The following is a 15,280-nucleotide window of genomic DNA, read 5'->3' on the forward strand; positions in this document are numbered from 1 at the left end:
TATGGACACACAACAACTTGAAATCATCCTAGCCCAAGGCGAAGACAGCCAGCACCAGTTCAAGCGCAACATCACTAACGTCGATGCCTTCGCCGCTGAACTCGTGGCATTCGCCAATACCGGCGGTGGGCATCTCATCATTGGCGTAGAAGACAGCGGCAACATCACCGGATTAAGCCGCGAAGACATTGCCCGCCTGAATCAATTGTTATCCAACGCTGCCTCCCAACATGTGCGCCCACCGCTGCACCCCACCACGCAAAACATGACGCTCGAACAAGGCATGATCATGGTAGTCAGCGTGCCAGAAGGCTTGAACAAACCCTACATGGATAACCAAGCACGAATTTGGGTAAAGGCAGGTGCAGACAAACGCCACGTCACCGCCCGCGAAGAAATCCAGCGCATGTTTCAAGCAACAGGTCTGATTTACGCTGAAGAATCCCTGATACCCAGTACCACCCTACAAGACATTCAACGGGTACGCCTCGCCGAATACTTTGAAAACCGCTACCAGCAAACCTTGGAAGAGTCTGGTTTACCCCTAGCGCAAATCATCAAAAGCCTACACATTGGCAACGGGCAACAACTCAACCTAGCGGGTTTACTCCTGTTCGGCAAAAATCCGCAGCAATTCCGCCCCGCCTTCATGGTCAAAGCGGTCTACATCGACGGCATCAATATTGCGTCACAACACTACCGCGACAGTGAAGACATCGAAGGCTCACTTATTGCGCAATACGAAAAATCCCTAGCTTTCATCACTCGTAACCTGCACCGCTTACAAGCAGGGCAAGGGGTAAACAGCCTCGGCAAACTCGAAATCCCTGAAATCGCCTTGCAGGAAGTGCTGGTCAACGCGCTGATTCACCGTGATTACTTCATTTCCGCGCCTATCCGCATCCTGATGTTTACCGACCGCGTGGAAATCATCAGCCCCGGTCATTTGCCCAATCATTTGACCATTGAGCAAATCCGTTTCGGCTTGTCGAATATGCGTAATCCGATCATTGCATCGCACGCTACCCGCCAAATGCCTTATCGCGGCTTGGGTAGCGGTATTCCTCGCGCCTTAGAAAGCTATGCCTTTATCCAATTCATTGACGACCGCGCAGGCAATCAATTCAAAGTGATAATGCAACGCCCGCAAACAGGTTAAACCCATGCCCCAACACCAACTTACCCTGTTTGAAGAATTCTCCTACTTTGAAGGCGCGGATGTAGAATACAAAAGTGCAAAAGGTGGTTTGCCCAGCACCTTGTGGGAAACTTACAGCGGTTTCGCCAACACCGGCGGCGGCACGCTTTACCTAGGCATTACCCAAACCGATGCAGACAGCTTGGATATTCACGGTCTGCCGATTGCCGCTGCGGAAAAGCTACGTACCGATTTTTGGAACACCCTCAATAACCGTGGCAAAGTCAGCATCAACCTATTAAACAACGGGGATGTCTCCCTAATCCCCTTACCCGACGCAAGCAAAGTCGTTATTCGCATTCACGTGCCACCTGCCAGCCGCACCCAAAAGCCTGTTTACATTGGTCAAAATCCCTTATTCGGCACATACCGCCGCTACCATGAGGGTGATTACCGTTGCAGCGAAGACGAAGTGCGGCGCATGTTTGCCGACCAATCCAGCGAACCCGCCGACAGCCGTATCCTGCAACACTTTGGCTGGGATGATCTGGATAAGGACTCGATCCGACAATTCCGCAACCGCTTTGCGTCACGTGACCCATACCATGCGTGGCAAGAGGAAGACGACCTTGGATTACTGAAAAAACTCGGTGGCTGGCGGCACGACCGCACCAGTGGGCAAGAAGGGCTAACACTGGCGGGGCTACTGATGTTTGGCAAACACGAAGCCATTACCGATCCGGCTGCGATCCCCGGCTTTCATGTCGATTACCGCGAACGGGTATTGGATGACCCCGCCATGCGCTGGTCAGACCGTGTATACCCAGATGGCAAATGGGAAGCCAATTTATTTCAATTTTACCAGCGGATTATTCTAAAACTCAGCACCAACCCCAACCTGAAAAATCCTTTTCGGCGCGACAAAGAAGGCTATCGGCAAGCCGGTACAGAAGTCCACGAAGCCCTGCAAGAAGCCTTGGTCAATGCCATCATTCATGCCGACTACGCAGGCATGGGGGGTATTGTGGTGGAGTGTTACCCCGACCGTTTTGAATTTGCGAATCCCGGTAGCTTACTCGTATCACGCGAACAATTACTTTTGAGTGGAACAAGCGAATGCCGCAACAAAGCCTTACAAAAAATGTTTCAAATGCTCGGAGCGGGCGACAAAGCCGGTTCTGGTCTCGACAAAATCCGCCGTGGCTGGGGGTTGATATTACCCAGATGTTACGTGGACTGGTGCAAAAAGGCATGTTGATCGTATCAGGCACAGGGCGCGGAACACGTTATCGTTTGCCGCCAAATGAACAAATATCAAACGACAATGATACAAGCTCTCCTGCCAATGAGACCACCCCGGTGATTAATGAGACCACCCCAGTGCTCAATGAGACCACGCTACCGACCATATTGTCGGCTATTGCTGAACCCGCTCGGCAAAACAAACGGCTATCAGCATCTGACATGCGCAACATCATTTTGCAACTTTGCGCGTATAGCTTTTTACCCATGCACCAATTAGCCGATTTACTCAAGCGGGATGCCCGCAATCTGCGAAACCGCTACGTTAGCCAAATGGTCAGTGAGGGATTACTGGAATTACGCCACCCAGAAAATCTTAACCATCACGACCAAGCCTACCGCCGTAAATCAATGGACGCGCTATGACCCACATCCCCCTATCCCTCTACATCCATATCCCGTGGTGCATCCGCAAATGCCCCTACTGCGACTTCAATTCCCACGCTGCCCCCAGCGGCTTGCCCGAAAAAGCCTACGTGCAAGCCCTGCTCGCTAACCTTGCCCACGAACTCCCGCACATCTGGGGACGCAAGCTCGAATCCATCTTCATCGGCGGCGGCACACCCAGCCTGTTTTCAGCGGCAAGTATCGACGAATTACTGTGCGGCATCCGCGCCCTGCTCCCGTTCCGCCCCAATATTGAAGTCACTCTGGAAGCCAACCCCGGCACATTTGAACAAGATAAATTCCGTGGGTTTCGCGAAGCAGGCATTAATCGCTTATCGGTCGGCATTCAAAGTTTCAACGCCCAACACTTACAAGCCCTAGGGCGCGTCCACAACCGTGACGAAGCCTTACGCGCTGCCGACATTGCACGTACCGCTGGATTCGACAATTTCAATCTGGATTTAATGTTCGGCTTGCCTCAACAAACCGTAGCAGAAGCACTCGACGACTTACAACAAGCCATTGCCCTGCAACCCACGCATTTGTCGTGGTATCAACTGACGCTCGAACCCAACACCCTATTTTACCAACAACCGCCGCCCTTGCCGGACGATGATTTGATCGCGGAAATTCAGGAGACGGGGCAACAATTCATCAAATCGTCATGGTATACTCAGTATGAAGTTTCCGCCTACGCCAGACCGGGCTTTGAATGTCGGCATAACAGAAACTATTGGGAATTCGGTGATTACGTAGCAATCGGTGCAGGCGCACACGGGAAAATAACCCACCCCGCGCACGGCACGATTACCCGCTACCACAACCACCGCCACCCCGCCGACTACATGCAGCAAGCCATGCAGGGCAAATCACGCAGTGGTGAGCAAACACTTACCCCAGCGGACTTAAGCTTTGAATTCATGCTGAATGCATTGCGGTTGCGGGAAGGGTTTCCCCTAAGCCTGTTTACCGAGCGCACGGATCTGGCAACTGAACACCTCAAGGCGGGGCTGGAGCAGGCATTGCAGCGCGGTTTGCTGGAATTTAACGGCGACCACATCCGCCCGACAGCGACCGGCTGGCAATTCCTGAATGCGGTTATGCAATTGTTTTTGGAGGATTAATTACCATGTCGCAGGTTCTAACCCATACCGACATCACCTGCCCTTACTGCCATTCGGATTTTGGTATCGAAATCGACCATACCGCAGGCAGTCAGGATTATTACGAAGATTGCCAAGTGTGCTGCAACCCGATTCAATTATTCATCCACCTCGATGCGGATGGTGAAATTACCCGCATCGACGTGCAGCCGGGGAACAGCTAACGATCTTAGCGAAACACATCTTGCGTAAAATTGTTGTACCAACTATACGCATAACTGGCATCAAACAGGCGGTCTTGGGCAGTTGTTGTGGTAGAGGAAACACCACCGCTGCCCGGAATGTTTTCTACCAGTTTGCCATCCTCTGACAGGCGATATACACCGACCACGGAAATGGCATAATCCTTCCCCACCAGACTGTAACAGCCGTTGGAAAATGACGGGCTTTCGAGTTCCAGCCCATTCAGTAGCGCGTGGATGGCAGAGGCGCATACCTTGGCTTCGGAATTCGCCGCAAAACCGGATTTGGGCAAGGAATCCGCCATGCAGGCATCACCGATCACATGCACTTTAGGGTGGCGAGTCGATTCAAAGGTCAGCTTGTTGACCGGACACCAGCCAGTGCTATCCACCAGATCAGCATCAAACGCCAGTTTGCCCGCCTTTTGCGGTGGAATCACATTCAGCACAGCCCCCTGCACTCGGTCGCCGAACTGGGTAATAGCCGTTTTGGAAGCCACATCCACTTCCACCACCCCGGCGGCTTTAGTATCGCCTGACCACCATTCAATCAGGGCATTGCTGCTCTTGTAGCCGTACAACTCCGTCCATGCCTGTTCAAACAGGGCTTGCTTAGTAAAACTGGGTTTGGGGTCAAGGATAATCACTTTAGAATTGGGCTTATGCTTTTTCAGGTAATAAGCAATCTGGCTGGCACGTTCATACGGCGCAGGCGGGCAACGGTAAGGGTTGGGCGGGGCGGCAAGCACTACCGTGCCGCCATTCGGCATGGCATGTAATTGGTCACGTAACACCAGCGTTTGCGCCCCGGCTTTCCAAGCATGAGGGACAGTTTGAATCGCCGCTTCACTGTAACCAGCAATCTGCTCGTAACGGAAATCAATCCCCGGTGACATTACGCAGCGATCATACGGGTAGCTAGTGCCACCTTTGGTTAACACCAATTGCCCGGCGTAATCAATTCCAGTGACTTCATCAATAACGATTTTCACCCCGTGCGCTTTCAAGCCATCGTAATTGAATTGCAACGATTCCAAGGTACGGTCGCCACTCAAGACTTCGTTGCTCATGTAGCAAGTGGTGTAAATCGCATTTTTTTCGATCAGGGTAACATCCAACGTGTTATCAAGGCGGCGTAAGTATTTAGCAACGGTTGCCCCGCCGGTTCCTCCACCAATCACCACGACGCGCTGACCGGCTGCCCCGACAATCGCGGGGAAACCAAAAGCACTGACGGCTGCTCCGGCTGCCAGCGTTTTCAGGAATGTTCTGCGCTGGCTATTATGCGTTGCCATCATGGTCTGCCCCTCCTAACCGATCAAACCGGGCAATGCGCCCGGATTGCTGTCTTGATTGCCGAAACGGTTGATGTCCTGCCCCATAAATTGGGCAATGGACACCAGTATTTTATTGTGCGGGGTGGCGGTGAAACGCAAGCTACGCCCGCCATTGATGCCCGCACTCTTACCACCGGCAATAATGAACGGCATATCGGCATGGTTATGCCAGCCCCCATGTGCCAGATCGCTGCCCACAAAAATGAGAGTGTTGTCCAGCAACGTACCGTTACCTTCGGGCACACTGGCGAGTTGCTCAATCAAGCGGGCGAGTTGTTCGGTATACCAAGCCTTGATTTTAATGAAATCCTCACCGCCGGAATGCGATGCCCCGTGGCAAGTCATGCCACTGCCGGATTCGGGAATTTCTGACTCATTCACCGAATGCCCCCACGTAAGGGTGACAACGCGGGTCAGATCACAGGCGAGTGCGTGAACCGCCACATCCATTTGTAAGCTGCTGACCACTCCCATGTAATGCTTATCGCGGTATTCCGGGTTATTCCAAAAACCCGTGCGGGTAACTTTGAAACCGGTCGGGTTAAAATTCCATGCGGGGCAACCGCCCGTATTGCCCGCGAGCTTGCGTTCCAGTTCCCGCAAGGATTCGACGTGCGTATCCAGCTTGGCTTTTTCCACCGCGCCGAGTTTATTACGCAAGGCATTAATTTCACTAAGCGACTGACTGATAACACTTAAGCGGCGTTGTGCCAGAAGATTACTATTGGCATTCGTGCCGAACAACGACTCAAACGCTGACAGTGGATTGGCTTCAGGGGCAAGCCGTAATCCGTTAAAATCAAACGTAACGCCTGCGCTATCCCATACGGGCACGATATTGAGGTTTAAGTGGGGCTTAATGGTTTGCGTCTTGAAGGTTTGCCCTAAATAATAATCCAGACTGACGGCTTTATCATTGCTGCGACCGTCTGCTCCCGTGAGCAGTTTTAAGATGCCGCCTTCATGGGTTGAACCTGCCCCAAACATATCCACGCCGCTAAGGAACACGCAATGCTGACGCACCCGCTCCAGCGGTGCGGTCATGCGTGGCAGGATAAAGTTCGTACCTGTGCCTTGCGCGTGCCAATTTTCGGGGCGCATCCCGTCAGGGAAATACACAAAAATAGCGCGACGTGGCGCAGTGTTAGCATAAGCCATGCTTGCAAACGGCAATGCCGCTGCACCTATTCCCGCCACTGCCCATTTCAGGAAAGCACGACGTTCGTTGATAGTACTCATAGCCATTCCCCCTTATTGCGCCCGACGCAGTGTAAAGTTAGGCGCATTGACAATGCCCAACAGCATGGTTTGCAGGTTGTAGCCATTATCCTTGTAAGTCTTGATGTAGCTATCCAATGCGCAACTGTCGGCACTGGTTTCCCTGCGCCCGGTGGTGTAACGGTAATACTGCTTCGCCAGACATTGCGCGGCAGTCGGGCTATCGGCAACCAACTGACTCAGGTGCGCCAAGTCATTCACATTGAGTTGCTCGGTCGGCGTGTAGGTTTCCATGCCACGCAAAATACCAAAAGCGTTGACCAAACTGCCGTTTTCAAGCTGACGGAACTGCCCCGCACCGTCGTATTTCTCAAAGTTGAATCCGGGGCCATCCAGATATTGATGGCAACTGAAACAACTCGCTCCAGAATTGCTATGGAAGGCAAAACGTTCACGGGTGGTCATATTCGGGTCAGGGTCAGGGGCTTCCACTACCCCCATATTGGCAGGTTCAGGCAGGTCATGGCACAGTACACGTTCAAAGAAGAAGCGTCCACGCTTGAAGGGATGCGATTCATTGCTGTTGGCGTAACGCGCCAGTACCGCACCGAGGGTAAGAATGCCGTGACGTGAGCCGTCTGTTACCGGCACTCTGCTGAAACTGTTACCGGTTACGCCACTCAGGTGGTAGAAAGCTGCCAGTGTTTCATTGGCAGTGACATAATCCGCCTCATACAACTCACGGAAAGTTTGGGTGGAATCAAATGCCACGTAGTTGAAGAAATGAATCAACTCTTGCGACATTGCCAGCTTTACCTGATCAGTGTATGCCGGGTACACGCTACCGTCTTTCGGTGGTAACGCATACGGGTTGGTTTTCAACAACCATTGCCCGACGAAATTGCCCACTTGTTGACGGCTACGCGGGTCAGCCAGTAAGCGTGAGGCTTGGCTAATGCGCTGTTGCGGGGTTTCCAGCGCATTCTGATCAGCCGCTTGCATCAATGCCGCATCCGGCATACTCCCCCAGAACAGGTAAGACAAGCTGCTTGCCACCTCATGCGAGGTCAGTTTGTAGGTACCATCCGCCTGCACTTCGCCCAATTCGGAGCGATACAGGAAATTCGGTGACATCAACATGCCCATTACGGTTTTTTCCACCGCATCGCGGAACGCCATCCCGCTGAAATTGACAGCGAAAGCATCCGCTTCAGCCGTAGCCAATGGGCGACGGAAGGCACGTTTACCAAAAGCCTGGATGAACTGCCGCCCACAAACCGCATCCTGCTGGGTGCAAGGCAACAGCTTATTCCAGCTTTGCAGTACGGCTTGGGCTGCCAGTTGTTCCGCCTGACCGAGGAAGGCTTCCATCCGCAAACTGGTAATCTGGTTCTGAGCGGCGTTGTTGTCGAAACCATCCACGCGGTTTTCTTCTGGCAATTTATGCAGCAGATCAAGCTGCAAACCGAGTAAGTCATTGACGGTATTTTGGTATTCTTGGCGCGTCAACAAGCGCAGGCTGCGCACACCCGATGGCGGTGAACCCACACAGGCTTGCTCACCGCCGCCGCCACCATTCGCATTGGGTGTCAGCACTTCGGTAATGTAGCTGGCAATCGCCGAGGCGCATCCATTTTGACACGCACCCGGATTACCCGGTGGCATAGTGTCGTGAATAATGCGAGTCAGTGCCGTCATCTGGCTACTGGTATATTTGGTCATGGGCAAATTGGTAAAACCACCTTTGCCATCCACACCGTGGCAACTGGCGCAGCCCTGACGCTGGTATTCAGCCTGACCGTATTGCAACACCGTTTGCAAAACAGCACTGACCACACCACTGGCAGCACTGCCCTTGTTGTTGAAAGCTGACACTCGGTATTCGTAAGCCGCACCCATGACTACCGTGCTATCGGCGTAGGCTTGGGCATTGCTAGCCAACTCTGCAATTGTTACCCAAGCGCTATCACCGGCATCACGACGTGCGACACGGAAGCCGGTTTCATTACCGCTATTGTCTTTCCAGCCTAGGTTGATTTTGCTGTTATCCACTGGCGTGGCAGTCAATTGCGAAGGCGCAAGCGGCAACACCGTGGGATCACTGCCGCCATCACCGCCGGAATCCCCCCCGGTTTTATCCGATGCGTAGTACTGCGCCAGTGCCAGCAATACATCATCACCGAACAATGGCTTAAGATTTTTCATCTGATTCGCCATTTCCACTGGCACATTTTTATTACGTCCGGCGTAATAATCTTCCAGCGTGGCGTGCAAATAAGTAGACCACTGCCCATCCAACAAGGTCTTGGTAAATGCAGCATTATTGCCCGTATCGGCATGGCAGAACTGGCAGTTGCTTTCATGCACTGCCTTGCCGCGTGCCACCAGTGCAGCATCCGTCGTCTGCTTATTGGCTTTGTAAGGCAGTTTGGCAAGATAATCCGCCATGCGATTAGGGTAATCGCATTAAAATGGTCTTGACAAAAGTCCCTTAAGCTTGTTTCCTTTCATGCTTTTGGTTGCCTGATGAAACTCCGCCCGACAGCCTCGATACTCGAACACTTTGCTTCAATCCCTGACCCACGCTTAGATCGCCGTAAGCGACACAAACTGAGCGACATTTTCTTTATCACGCTGTGCGCGGTGATTTGCGGCGCGGATGACTGGGCATCCATCGAACAGTTTGGCAGAGCCAAAGAAAAGTGGTTCACCAGCGTACTGGATTTGAAGCATGGTATCCCGTCACACGATACCTTTGGGCGCGTTTTTGGGTTGATCGACACCCAGCAGTTCAGTGAGTGTTTTAGTCGCTGGGTGGCAGACTTGGGCGACCTTAGTGACGGTGAAATCATTGCCATTGATGGTAAATGCCTGCGCCGTAGCCTTGATAGCGCATCAGATAAGTTGGCCATTTACATGGTCAGTGCTTGGGCAACTCAAAACCAGTTGGTGCTAGGTCAGCAGCGGGTGGATGACAAGTCCAATGAAATCACTGCCATCCCTAAACTATTGATGCAACTGGATATTGCAGGAGCAGTGGTGACGCTGGATGCGATGGGATGCCAAACCGCCATTGCCCTACAAATCGTAGACAAAGGTGCAGATTACCTGCTCAGCTTAAAGGGTAATCAAGGCACACTTCACCAAGACGTAAAGCTGTTCTTTGAATCGGCTAACACCTGCCCACCGTGGGACATGTCAGCTATGACGGTGGACATGGACGGATTGAGACCCGTAGTGTACGCGCCACATCAGCTATCGACTGGTTAAAGAAAGACCATGTTCATTGGCCTAAGCTCACTAGCATCATTGCTGTGACGGCTACCCGCGAATGCAAGGACAAAACCACGGAAGAAACCCGTTACTTCATCACCAGTATGGAAGCCTCAAACCCTGAACGTTTAGGGCAAATCGTGCGTGCGCATTGGGGCATCGAGAACAATTTGCATTGGGTATTGGACTACGCTTTCCGCGAAGATGACCAACGAATGCGTTCCGGTAACAGCGATGCGAATATGGCGGTTGTTCGGCATATTGCCCTCAATTTGGTCAAAACCGAAAAAACCGTCAAGCTCGGCGTGAAAAACAAACGTCTTAACGCAGGCTGGGATGAGGATTACCTACTAAAAATCGTTACAGGCAGACCAGGGGCTACCAAGCCTAAAACTTAGGGCTTTGTAAAACAAGATATATTTAATGCGATTGCCCTACCATGCGATCGATTTGCGTATCGGTGTAGCCCTTGGCAATGCGGCTCATCACACTGGAAGCACGATCACCCGTGCGGTAAGCCTTCATGGTGCGTATCAGGTAATCCTTGTTCATACCCGCGATGGACGGTATGCCGGGGCCGGAACTATAGCCATCCGTGCCGTGACAAGCCGCACAGTTGTTAACCAACATGGCGGCACGGATGTCGTTATTATCCCGACGCTTGACACTAACTGTATTGCTGTAAACCGATGCACCAGCAATATTGACGGCTTTCACCCGGTATTCGTAAGCCACCCCCACTAGTAAATTGCTATCCTGATACGTCACCGTATTGGCTGGCAAGGTCGCCAATACTGACCAGTTACCCGCATTTTCACGGCGTTCCAACACCATATTGGCCTCATCAGTACTGTTGTCTTGCCAACTGAATTCAGCATTATTGGCAACTAAAGTGCCTTGTAGTGTGCTAGGGGCTTTGGGTGGTAATACCACGGTGTCCGATTGACCACCACAACGTGTACCATTCACCGCGACATCAATCGGCGCTGGATTGATACCCGTATGCGACGCATTGAAACCAAACGAGACACTGCGTCCCTGACGCACCACTTTGTTACTCGCTTCATGCGTTACAGTGACTTTATCACTCGCTTGGGAAAACTGACCGCTCCACCACTGCGTTAAGACTTGTCCGTTGGTCATCGTCCAAGTGGTTGTCCAACCATTCCAAGGCGTACCGGTATTTTTAATATCGAGAGTCCCCGTAAAACCGGTATCCCACTGATTCTGAACACGGTATGTCACCTCACACGAAGGCGGTGGAGGAGGTGACGGCTCAACTTGCCCACTGCATTTCACCCCATTAAGAGAAATATTACCAGGTGTGCGGTTAAGAGCCTGATGCGAACCGTTAAAACCGAATTGCAGCGAAGCATCTTTATTAATGGTGCGATTCCAATCATTCGGGCTGACATCCACATGCTGCGCCGTCTGTGTGTAATTGCCGTTCCACAATTGGATAATTTGCTGAGCATCCGGCATATCCCACGCGACTCTCCAGTCGCTAACTGTGCTACCAGTATTTTTAACTTCAATATCGGCGGTATAGCCCGTGTCCCACTCCGCTACCAAGGTGTATTTTACCTCACAGCTCCCCACGGGCGGCTGCGGTGGCTCAGCGTTACCAGAACACAGCACGCCGTTCACTGCGACATTCGTTGGAATAGCGTTAATACCTGTGTGTGAACCGTTGAAACCAAACTGAGTAGAAGCGCCTTTAGCAACGCTACCATTCCAAGTGGCATTGGTTACGTTAACAGCACCCCCGGTTTGCGTGTAACTGCCATTCCATAAACCAATGATCTTTTGACCATTTAACATATCCCAAGTCACTGTCCAGTTTTGCCAAGCATCACCTCGGTTGCTAATAACTACCTCTGCACCGAAACCGTTATTCCACTGACTGGTAATTTTATAACTGACGTGACAAGTAGCACTAGGTGGCGGAGAGTCAGCCAATACTTCAATGGTAAATGCAGGTAGCCCTACTTGTTGAATACCATCGGAAACCTGTATCAGAATATTGCTTGTCTTACCGACATCGCTTGCGGTGGGCGTACCTGAGAGTTCTCCCGTTTTATTATTAAAATCTGCCCACGTCGGTTTATTCTGGATACTGAACGTCAATGCATCATTGTCTGCATCCGCTGCAATCGGAACAAAACGGTAAAGGCTATCGACTTTCACTTGTGTGCGCGGTGTCCCCTGCAAGGTTGGTGCTTTATTTTCAGCCACCACCGCAAGATTGAATGCGGGTAGTGCAACTTTGCTTGTGCCATCTGAAACTTGAATGACGATATTCTTAGAAACAGCGATTTGTTTGGCTGTCGGTGTACCGCTCAACACACCGGTTTTCATATCAAACTTAGCCCAACTAGGCTTACCCGTAATAGAAAAAGTTAAACTGTCGCCGTTAGGATCATTTGCAGTTGGTAAAAAATGATACGGTTTACCGACTAACGCCAGTGTGTTAGGTGTCCCGGTAATAGTGGGTAATGGATTAGTAACAGTAATATCAAAATCGGGTAAACTAATTTTATGCTTACCGTCTGATACTTGAATCCGCACAGCTTTGTAAACACCGGCTTGCTTGCTCGTCGGCACACCACTCAACACACCGGTTTTCGTATCAAACTTAGCCCACTTAGGTTTACCGGCAACTGAAAAAGTTAACTTGTCACCATTAGCATCTGAAGCACTCGGTGCAAAATGATAAGATGCCCCAACCGTTAAAGCAGTCTGCGGCACGCCACTAATCGTAGGAGGAGAATTGTTTACTGTGATGGAAAATGTTGGTAGTACAGCCTTTTCCTTACCATCGGATACTTGAATGATAATATTTTTGTATAGTTTGGCTTGTTTGCTGTTAGGAGTACCACTCAGCACACCGGTTTTCGTATCAAACGCTGCCCATACTGGCTTACCTTTGATACTGAATGTTAATTTATCGCCATCTGGATCACTCGCAGAGGGGGCAAACTGGTAAACTTGCCCTGCATTTACCGTTGCTTGCGGACTGCCACCGATAAGTGGTGCGCCTGCCCAAACTGATGTACAACTCCATAGCAATACCCACGCGACTACCCTAATATGCCATCTTGCCATGACGTTCCCCCAGCAAATACCTAAGGGGGAGAGTTTAAATCATACGCAATTTAAATTAAACAATAGAATTTTATAATAACAAGGTCATCACTTCATATGCCGATATTCACGCTCCGCCATGCGCATGAGCGGGTAGTACAACAACCACGCAGCAAACAGCACCACCCACGCCGACCACATCACGTCGGAAAGGAAATGCCCCCCTGCTGCCATGCGCGTCACCCCGATAACAGCACCCAGCGTCACGCTGAATACCAATGCCATTCGCGCCCACTGCGGTTTGCGCTGACGCCACAGAAACCAAAACGCCACAAACGCAAACCCAATGGAACTGTGTCCACTGGGGAACGAACGCCCTTCACCATTCGTGACAAAATAACCCGGTGGCACATAACGTTCCTGCCCACCTAACTCCGCCACCTGTATGGGGCGCGGTCTACCCCATTGATCTTTAAATACCGTATTGACCAATAACCCCGGTCCCACCAAAAATACTAGCAACACGTACAGTGCAGACAAGCGCAACTGGTAATGCCGCTGCAAACTGCCGATCAAAATGGCCAATAAACCACCAAAAAACACAACGATTACGATGAGCGTTACACCATCATAAAATACGGCTTTCCACAGTGGAAAATCGTCCAACAACCAATGATCAGCCAGCCGAAATAATTGTGCGATCTGCAAATCCCAATCGGATAACCAAAACACCACAGTTGAAGCCAGTACAATATTAAACCATCGCCAAGTTCGCGGATAACGCTGCCAAACGTTCACGGTGTACTTAAACCTCTGAAATTTTTCAATAAGTACACATTATAATGGAGTTTCCATGACAAATGGATGACAGCTTGCAACTGACCAACGGGCTGCACGCTCTCGAAATACGGTTTCATGCTTGTTGGTGGAGTATTCGCCGTCACCAGCAAAAAATCTTGCCCTTGCTTGTCATCCAAACGTGTCACCAAATCATAATGATGGTGCATCTGGTGTTGCGGATTCCAACTGACCCCGCGCAAGCCTTCCGGTTTGGCATAGTAAGCCAGACTGCTCAACACATCGCGGCCTTCGGCTAATAACAGCGCATCAGGGTAATCTTGCTGAATCTCACGGTATTGCGACCCGATCACCTCCCAACCTTTCAGACGTTTGTGTAAATCGGTATTGAGCAACTGATTAAGCGGCGCAGGGTGATAAACCAGCAAACCTAGCACCAGATTCAACACCAAGACCACTGTCACGGTTTTCCACTTAGCGTACAACCATGCCGCCATTAACACGGTTGCCGCCACGTAAGTCGGTGCTGCCCAATTCGCATTGGCTCGCCCGAATAACGCTTGCGCCATAATAATCAGCAAAAATGGCAAGGTAAAACTCAGCAATAAGGTCTTATGTGCCACTTGCCCCCGCCCAATAACCCATAACAACAGCGGAAACAACAATACGCCAAACACCCCGAATTGCCCGCCGAAAAATTCCGCGAACTCATCCCAATGCAACGCGCCTTGCGTGCTGCCTGCGGCAATATCTGCCGTGTGTTGGAAAGTGGGAAACCCGTGCTGCCAATTCCACCACATATTCGGCGCAAAGATTAGCAACATCACCATCACCGCCAACCAAGCACGGGGATTACGTAATAAATCAAAGCGCCGTGCTACCACCAGGTACACCAACGCCGACACCAGAAAAATACCCATCGTGTATTTACTCAACATGCCCAAGCCAAGGGCAACACCGAGCAATATCCAGTCATCCCACGCATCGCTATCCAACGCAAACACGAACGCATACAGCGCCAATGTCCAAAAAAAGAACAGCGCCACATCGGTTGAAATCAACGTAGAAGACAAGCTTACCGCAGGCAATGTGATAAACAGTGCTGCCGCCAGCAATGCTACTTGGGCATTAAACAGCTTACGTGTCAGCAAAAACAACAACCACGCACTCAAGGGGTACAGCAGCAAACTCCCCGAACGCACACAGAATTCACTGTCACCACACACGCCAGTGGTTGCCGCAATCAGCGCCGCAATCACCGGCGGTTTGGAATAGTAGCCCCAGTCCAATTGTTGCGCCCAATACCAATATTGAGCCTCATCCACGTACAGATTTAGTCCATTGATCGCTACCACCCACGTTCGATACGCCGTTACCCCCAAGAGAAGCAACAGCAAC

11 protein-coding genes and 1 pseudogene are annotated in these 15,280 nt (G+C 51.2%); 6 read left to right on the forward strand and 6 right to left on the reverse strand.

Annotation, left to right across the window (positions count from 1 at the left end):
• The first annotated feature begins 1 nt into the window (after position 1).
• Genes L2Y54_RS21245 through L2Y54_RS21265 form a run of 5 tightly spaced genes read left to right on the forward strand, consistent with a single transcriptional unit; the run spans position 2 to position 4,154 of the window.
• Positions 2–1,159, forward strand: a complete 1,158-nt coding sequence (locus L2Y54_RS21245) for an RNA-binding domain-containing protein (protein ID WP_236498906.1) — start codon at positions 2–4, stop codon at positions 1,157–1,159.
• A 4-nt stretch (positions 1,160–1,163) separates the two neighbouring features.
• Positions 1,164–2,396, forward strand: a complete 1,233-nt coding sequence (locus tag L2Y54_RS21250; RefSeq protein WP_236498908.1) for an ATP-binding protein — start codon at positions 1,164–1,166, stop codon at positions 2,394–2,396.
• Positions 2,363–2,806: a hypothetical protein gene (locus L2Y54_RS21255; RefSeq protein ID WP_236498909.1), complete on the forward strand. Its 444-nt coding sequence runs from the start codon at positions 2,363–2,365 to the stop codon at positions 2,804–2,806. Before L2Y54_RS21250 ends, L2Y54_RS21255 begins: the two co-directional genes overlap by 34 nt.
• Positions 2,803–3,951, forward strand: coding sequence for a radical SAM family heme chaperone HemW (gene hemW, locus L2Y54_RS21260; protein ID WP_236498911.1), 1,149 nt, complete (start codon positions 2,803–2,805; stop codon positions 3,949–3,951). The genes L2Y54_RS21255 and hemW overlap by 4 nt, the downstream gene beginning before the upstream one ends.
• A 5-nt stretch (positions 3,952–3,956) precedes the next feature.
• Entirely contained in the window at positions 3,957–4,154 is a 198-nt protein-coding gene (locus L2Y54_RS21265) for a CPXCG motif-containing cysteine-rich protein (protein WP_236498913.1), read from the forward strand.
• 5 nt (positions 4,155–4,159) lie between these two features.
• On the opposite strand, the gene L2Y54_RS21270 is transcribed toward L2Y54_RS21265, so the two are convergent.
• From L2Y54_RS21270 to L2Y54_RS21280, 3 genes are read right to left on the reverse strand one after another with little or no spacing between them, the layout of a single operon-like run.
• A complete protein-coding gene (locus L2Y54_RS21270) occupies positions 4,160–5,470 on the reverse strand; it encodes an FCSD flavin-binding domain-containing protein (protein WP_236498914.1) in 1,311 nt (436 codons plus the stop codon).
• A 12-nt stretch (positions 5,471–5,482) separates the two neighbouring features.
• On the reverse strand, positions 5,483–6,748 hold the full coding sequence (locus L2Y54_RS21275; RefSeq protein WP_236498916.1) for a DUF1552 domain-containing protein: 1,266 nt from the start codon (positions 6,746–6,748) through the stop codon (positions 5,483–5,485).
• Between the two features lie 12 nt (positions 6,749–6,760).
• Complete coding sequence (locus tag L2Y54_RS21280) at positions 6,761–9,175, reverse strand: DUF1592 domain-containing protein (protein WP_236498918.1); 2,415 nt, start codon at positions 9,173–9,175, stop codon at positions 6,761–6,763.
• A gap of 78 nt (positions 9,176–9,253) precedes the next feature.
• Here L2Y54_RS21280 and L2Y54_RS21285 point away from each other — a divergent pair.
• A pseudogene (locus tag L2Y54_RS21285) lies at positions 9,254–10,398 on the forward strand (ISAs1 family transposase).
• A 22-nt stretch (positions 10,399–10,420) separates the two neighbouring features.
• Here the strand turns inward: L2Y54_RS21285 and L2Y54_RS21290 are convergent.
• From L2Y54_RS21290 to L2Y54_RS21300, 3 genes are all read right to left on the reverse strand, one after another.
• Positions 10,421–13,105, reverse strand: a complete 2,685-nt coding sequence (locus tag L2Y54_RS21290; RefSeq protein ID WP_236498920.1) for a cellulose binding domain-containing protein — start codon at positions 13,103–13,105, stop codon at positions 10,421–10,423.
• Between the two features lie 87 nt (positions 13,106–13,192).
• On the reverse strand, positions 13,193–13,882 hold the full coding sequence (locus L2Y54_RS21295) for a phosphatase PAP2 family protein (RefSeq protein WP_236498921.1): 690 nt from the start codon (positions 13,880–13,882) through the stop codon (positions 13,193–13,195).
• Complete coding sequence (locus tag L2Y54_RS21300) at positions 13,879–15,279, reverse strand: ArnT family glycosyltransferase (RefSeq protein ID WP_236498923.1); 1,401 nt, start codon at positions 15,277–15,279, stop codon at positions 13,879–13,881. Before L2Y54_RS21300 ends, L2Y54_RS21295 begins: the two co-directional genes overlap by 4 nt.
• Position 15,280 lies beyond the last annotated feature (1 nt).

The sequence above is a fragment of the Thiothrix winogradskyi genome (genome assembly GCF_021650935.1).
In the GTDB taxonomy this organism is placed as follows: domain Bacteria; phylum Pseudomonadota; class Gammaproteobacteria; order Thiotrichales; family Thiotrichaceae; genus Thiothrix; species Thiothrix winogradskyi.

Excerpts from the sequence above, each read along its gene's own strand:
- L2Y54_RS21245 (WP_236498906.1), top strand. The coding sequence starts at position 2 with ATGGACACACAACAACTTGAAATCATCCTAGCCCAAGGCGAAGACAGC.
- L2Y54_RS21250 (WP_236498908.1), top strand. The coding sequence starts at position 1,164 with ATGCCCCAACACCAACTTACCCTGTTTGAAGAATTCTCCTACTTTGAA.
- L2Y54_RS21255 (WP_236498909.1), top strand. The coding sequence starts at position 2,363 with ATGTTACGTGGACTGGTGCAAAAAGGCATGTTGATCGTATCAGGCACA.
- hemW (WP_236498911.1), top strand. The coding sequence starts at position 2,803 with ATGACCCACATCCCCCTATCCCTCTACATCCATATCCCGTGGTGCATC.
- L2Y54_RS21265 (WP_236498913.1), top strand. The coding sequence starts at position 3,957 with ATGTCGCAGGTTCTAACCCATACCGACATCACCTGCCCTTACTGCCAT.
- L2Y54_RS21270 (WP_236498914.1), bottom strand. The coding sequence starts at position 5,470 with ATGATGGCAACGCATAATAGCCAGCGCAGAACATTCCTGAAAACGCTG.
- L2Y54_RS21275 (WP_236498916.1), bottom strand. The coding sequence starts at position 6,748 with ATGAGTACTATCAACGAACGTCGTGCTTTCCTGAAATGGGCAGTGGCG.
- L2Y54_RS21280 (WP_236498918.1), bottom strand. The coding sequence starts at position 9,175 with ATGGCGGATTATCTTGCCAAACTGCCTTACAAAGCCAATAAGCAGACG.
- L2Y54_RS21290 (WP_236498920.1), bottom strand. The coding sequence starts at position 13,105 with ATGGCAAGATGGCATATTAGGGTAGTCGCGTGGGTATTGCTATGGAGT.